The organism is Candidatus Coatesbacteria bacterium (genome assembly GCA_014728225.1).
Lineage (GTDB): Bacteria > RBG-13-66-14 > RBG-13-66-14 > RBG-13-66-14 > RBG-13-66-14 > WJLX01.
Genome location: WJLX01000082.1, coordinates 1 through 3931, shown reverse-complemented (window position 1 = coordinate 3931; position 3931 = coordinate 1). Strand labels below are relative to the sequence as shown.

Genomic DNA, 3931 nt, shown 5'->3' with positions numbered 1-3931 from the left:
TCCCCGTCGACGAGCTGCAAGCCGATTTCGACCTCGCCGCCTACGCCGCCTTCCAGCGCAAGAAAGAACGCGCCCTGGCCGACGGGCGTCTGCCCCACTTCAGCTTCAACCCCCTCGACATGCTGGCCGCCAAGGAGCGCTATCAGTGGCGGCTGGTGCTCCGCCTGCTGGCCGAACGACGCCAGGTACTGCCCTGCCTCGGCGGCATCCTCTCCGCCGTGGTTTCCGAGGACGGTTGGCTCTACCCCTGTGAAACCCTGATGGCCGCCCCCGGCCGGGACCCCCTGAGCCGCGGCCCCTTCTGCGAGCACCGCCCCGCCGCCTTCGGCAATCTGGCCGACGTCGACTGGGATCTCGGCCGGTTGTGGTGGAGCAAGCGAGCCGCTCAGATACGCCGCCACATCGCCCGGGGCGATTGCTGGTGCACCTACGAGTGCGCCTGGACGACGAGCCTGCTGTTCAACCCCCGCACCTGGCCGCGGATGCTGCGCGCCGGCCGCGGTGAAAGGTGACGCCCGCCGCCCGACCGCTGTTAACCCCGCCGGCGGCGAAACACCAACCGCCGGAACTGGCACGGTTTTTGCATCTCGGCGACCGTTATGACGACTGTAACGGTCGGCCTCCGCAAAAACCGTGCCAGTTCCGGCGGTTGGCGCGGTGTTGCATCCTGGACCAGTTTGAGCTGTCGGGCGGCGGGCGGACCCCAACCCCAGCCTTTAGGCGTCACCCACGTTCAGGACCACTCGGGCTGTTTTCTCGTACGCTATCATGCCGGGATCGTTTCTGTGATTGCATCTGAACTCCATCTCCCGGATAAAGAGTCCGAAGGTGCGCTTGAAGCCGCCGCGATAGGCTTTGAGCCGTCGCTGGCCATCGACCGGAATTTTGTCATCATAGAAGCGCTTGTGGTGGAAGCCGATGCTTGACAGCTTGTTATCGGTCTGCCAGCCGTCGGAGTTGACGATCGAGTCCAGCTCGGCCTGGCGATCGGCGGCGTTGCGCTCGCGGAATCGCTTGTAGTTAAGCCGTATTGCACCGGCTGCCCAAATCCCCGGCGGCTCGGACGGTCGGGACGCCGAGCCAAAACAGACGGGCTATCTCATGGCGTTTCTCGAGGGTTAGCTCGTTGCGACGCCCCGGGGACGATGCTTGAACGACTTGCCGCGACGTTTGCACTGAGGACCCCGTCGGCTCAGCGGTAATGATAGCGCTGGTTGCACTTGGGGCACTCGACGTGCGGTCGCGATCATCCCGCGATCACTCAATGAGCCATCCGCCACAGCGCCTGCTCTGCTTGTGGCATGATTGCATCCCGATATCGCCCCTGACTACAGGCTATCCACGAGAGATGACCCAAGAGCGGTAAGTAATCCCAAGCGTTACAGCAGATAAGAAAACGCCCCGCCGGGGGCGTTATCAAAAGACGTCAGGACTGGGAAGCATAATTATTCGCCGGCGGCGTCGGCTTCGTCCCGTGATTCGTCCAATGTGTTGACCAGCCTGGTCAGGCGGCTCTTGCGCCGCGAGACGTTGTTGGCGTGCAGGACGCCCTTCTCCCGGGCCTTGTCCAGCAGGCTGACGGCCTCGCGATAGGCCAGTTGAGCGTCGGCTTCGCGGCTTTCGCTGACGGCCAGGCGCAGTTTGCGTACGGCGGTGCGGATGCGGGCCTTGACGGCCCGGTTGCGCTGGGTGCGCTTGGCGGTCTGGCGCTGGCTCTTCTTGGCGGCTTTGGTCTGCGGCATCGTGCTCCTATACTGCTCGATAGCTCAAGGGGTCTAATGGCGCCGGATCGCTTTGTCGGCGGCATTGGTTGTCCAAGGGTGGAGATAGTAGGATAGCCTGGCCGGGCGTGTCAAGACCGACGGCTTTACCCATCGCTTTTTTTGTGCTACGTTGCTTGGCGACAGGTAAGGAAACCGACACCGATCCGGCTTTGATCTGGAGGTCCGTATGATGCGCCGTCTCACCCTCGCAGCGTTGCTGATTATCGTTTTCACCGTCCAGGCCGTACCGCCCAATCCACAGCGCTGGGACCTGGAAAGCGGCGTCCACCACGCTACCGGCGAGGAGCTCCCCTGGCCGGCCCTGGAGGCCCTGGCCGCCGAGCGGTCCGCGACGCCGCCGACGCCCACCCCGCCGCTGATGGGCGCCGTGGCGGTGCTGCTCCAGTTCCCCGACCACCCGGCCGATACCGGAGCGCACCCAAGAACGGCCTACGAGGAGCTGCTGTTCAGTCAGGGCACCTACGCCACGGGCTCGCTGCGCGACTACTGGAACACGGTCAGCTACGGCGCCTTCGACCTGGCCGGCGGCGTCGCCGGCTGGCTGACGACAGCCGACGATTACAACTACAACTACAACGACCAGAACTACGGCCTGTCCTGGGGCGGCTACGAAGTGGCCCGGGCCGCCGCCGAACTGGCCGATCCGACGGTCGACTTCGGCGAGTACGACAACGACGGCCCCGACGGCATTCCCAACTCCGGCGACGACGACGGTATCGTCGATCTGTTCATGGTCTACCACGCCGGTCCCGACGGCGCCGACACCGGCGATCCCAACGACATCTGGAGCCATATGTCGTCTCTGGGTTACACGACCAATGACCCGGCGGCGGGCGGCGGGATGATCTACATCGAAGATTACGACATCCAGGCCGAGGAACGCGCCGACGGCAGCCTGTCCGGCATCTCGGTGGCCTGCCACGAGATGGGCCATCTGCTCAACCTGCCCGACCAGTACGGCCCCTACCGCTATGATCTGGGCACGGGGTTGTGGAGCCTGATGAGCTATGGCGCCTGGGGAGCCGACGGCCTCGACGATCGCTACCCCAGCTTCCTCGACGCCTGGAGCCGCAGCGAGCTGGGTTGGACCAACGTGATCAACCTGGCCGCCGACGAGAACGACCTGCTGGTGCCGCCGGCGGAGACCGACAACACCGTCTACACCCTCTGGGAGGGCGGCGCACCTGACTACGACGAGTGGTTCTACCTGGAGAACCGCCAGCAGCTCGACCCCGAACCCACCCTGGTCGGCGAGGGCCTGCTGGTCTATCACATCTACTCCGGGGCCCACGGCTTCGGCTTCCGTTACGATGACCTGGACGTCGAGCAGGCCGACGGCCTCGAGGACCTCGACAACGGCGACGGCGAACGGCCCGATCCCGAGGAGGACAACATCGGCGACGCCGGCGATCCCTTCCCCGGCTCGACGGGCAACACCCGCTTCGCCGACGACACCACCCCCTCGAGCCGGGACCGCGGCGGCTACTCGACCTGGGTCGAGATCAGCGACATCCGCCTCTCCGGCGACGACGTGCTCTGCGACATCACCATCGACACCTCGGCGACCGGGGAGCTCGAGCTGTTCGCCGACTCGCGACGCGAGGGCCTGCTGCTGCGCTGGGTCGCCGCCCCGGGCTGCCGCAGTTATCGGCTGAGCCGCTGGACGAACGCGTCCTGGCAAATCCTCGGCTCCGGCCTGAGCACCAGCGCCTACCTGGACCGCGGGGCCGCCGGCGAGGAGCGCTACCGCCTCGAGGCCTTCGACGACGCCGGCCGACCCCTGGCCTCCGTCGAGGCCGTCTTCTCCCACCAGACACCCACCACCGATGCAACCGGGCTGGCAGTCTACCCCAACCCGGCCCGAGGTCCGCTGAGCGTGGAGTTCGAGCTGGCCGCCGCCGGCGAGATCGAGCTGGCGCTCTACGATCTGGCCGGCCGTCGGCTGGCGACCCTCGCCGCGGGGCATTACGCCGCCGGGCGGCACACCCTGGGCTGCGATCCCGGGCTGAGCGCCGGCCTCTACCTGCTGCGCCTGCGCACCGCCGACCAGACCCTGCAGCGCCGCCTCGTCGTCGGTGATTGATTCAGCCGGAGTCGGTCGATTCCCGGTAACGGCAATCCGCGGGCGGGTCTTTAGACCCGCCCGC

Annotated in this window: 3 protein-coding genes; 2 read left to right on the top strand and 1 reads right to left on the bottom strand. The window is 66.4% G+C overall.

Annotated elements, in window-relative coordinates; genetic code table 11:
- Nucleotides 1–599: 599 nt before the first annotated feature.
- On the top strand, nt 600–926 hold the full coding sequence (locus GF399_05890) for a hypothetical protein (GenBank protein ID MBD3399846.1): 327 nt from the start codon (nt 600–602) through the stop codon (nt 924–926).
- Nucleotides 927–1445: 519 nt separating this feature from the next.
- Here GF399_05890 and rpsT read toward each other — a convergent pair.
- Complete coding sequence (gene rpsT, locus GF399_05885) at nt 1446–1742, bottom strand: 30S ribosomal protein S20 (GenBank protein ID MBD3399845.1); 297 nt, start codon at nt 1740–1742, stop codon at nt 1446–1448.
- A 208-nt stretch (nt 1743–1950) separates the two neighbouring features.
- Between rpsT and GF399_05880 the strand changes: the two genes are divergently transcribed.
- Entirely contained in the window at nt 1951–3867 is a 1917-nt protein-coding gene (locus GF399_05880; protein MBD3399844.1) for a M6 family metalloprotease domain-containing protein, read from the top strand.
- Nucleotides 3868–3931 lie beyond the last annotated feature (64 nt).